Origin of the sequence: Streptomyces sp. NPDC058683 (assembly GCF_042716195.1) — a bacterium.
In the GTDB taxonomy this organism is placed as follows: Bacteria; Actinomycetota; Actinomycetes; order Streptomycetales; family Streptomycetaceae; genus Streptomyces.
In genome coordinates this window covers 1-1,181 of the sequence record NZ_JBHXSK010000139.1, presented here as the reverse complement: position 1 = coordinate 1,181, position 1,181 = coordinate 1, and the positions used below count along the sequence as shown (strand labels likewise).

The following is a 1,181-nucleotide window of genomic DNA, read 5'->3' as shown; positions in this document are numbered from 1 at the left end:
CCGGACGCTTCCTCTCCATCGACCCCGTCCCCGGCGGCAACGCAAACGCCTACGTATACCCCAGCGACCCCATCAACGCCTACGACCTCAACGGACGTAGCCGGTGGTCCTGGATCAAGGGGGGCTATCGGGCCACGCGGACGTTCTTCCATTACACGCCGACGAAGTGGTTGTTCTTCGCGAAGAAGTGCAAATACTTCTGCATGCGAGATGGGCGCCCGGCGCTTCACTGGGGCAACCATCAGAACAGGATCGAATGGAGCGGCCACTGGGGATGGCACTACAACAGGGCCGGAGACAAGGGCCACTACAGCGTCCGGCGTGGGCTCTGGAACCTCGGCAAATCAGGGTTCCGCAGAGCATGGCGCTGGGGGACGCGCCGTTGACAGATAGCCTCTAGCGACCCCTGGGGGGCCGGGCCCTTCGGAGCTTGGCCCCCCAGGCGGTCCCATCACGCTAACGAAAGACCACCATCGTGAAAATTACATCGGCTACCGACGCCGACATGGAAATCTTCCTGGCTGCAGTGGGGGAGTATTTGGGAAGAGTCGGCGCAGAAACAACGATCGATCTATACGCCGACTTCGAGATTACGGATCCTGAGCCGCAACGTCTCTTCGATGAGATGCGGCAGGATGCTTCGGTTCAGGCCAAGAGCGCGAATGCGGGACGCCGCAGGGGAGATCCCTATATGGGCGTTCCGCTGGATCTCACGAGCGACAAGGGCATCACCTACTTCTCACGGCTTGCCCACCGCACTATCGGCTGCGAATCGGTCCTCAAAAATCGGGTGATCTTCTCCACGGTCGAGAACGAGCGGATCGTGCTCATGGGCATCCCCGACCAGGAGGTCGAAGCCCTTGAGTCGAAGGCCCGCGAGGCTGGTGCGACGACGCTGTCCCGCGTTGCTTGACGCTGGATGAGCGGCGGCCCGCTCAGGGCGAGACCTACGCTTCCATCTCGCCCTTCGGCTTGATGTTGGAGGTCCTGGCGGGCACGACCCGTCACGCGGCCGTCACGGTCACCCGGTTGCGAACCACGTGAGCCGTGCCGGGCGCCTCGGTGGCGAACATCTGGGTCGGCTTCGTGCCGTGCCGGGTATCCCTCGTGCCGGGGCCGACGGCCGGCCCCGGCACGAGGAGAACTGCGGAGTGTCTGTTCAACACCTGCGGGCGATGGAC

General features: G+C 63.5%; 2 protein-coding genes. Both read left to right on the top strand.

All coding sequences use genetic code 11. The features are described 5' to 3' along the window. A partial coding sequence (locus ACFWXC_RS53045; RefSeq protein WP_384491559.1) for a hypothetical protein occupies window positions 1-386 on the top strand: 386 nt, incomplete at its 5' end. 119 nt (window positions 387-505) lie between these two features. After that, the gene (locus tag ACFWXC_RS53040) at window positions 506-913 is read left to right on the top strand and encodes a hypothetical protein (protein WP_384491557.1); all 408 of its coding nucleotides are present in this window, start codon (window positions 506-508) and stop codon (window positions 911-913) included. Window positions 914-1,181: the final 268 nt, after the last annotated feature.

What these genes read in the sequence shown, in the direction of transcription:
- ACFWXC_RS53040 (WP_384491557.1), top strand. Translation starts at nt 506, where the DNA reads ATGGAAATCTTCCTGGCTGCAGTGGGGGAGTATTTGGGAAGAGTCGGC.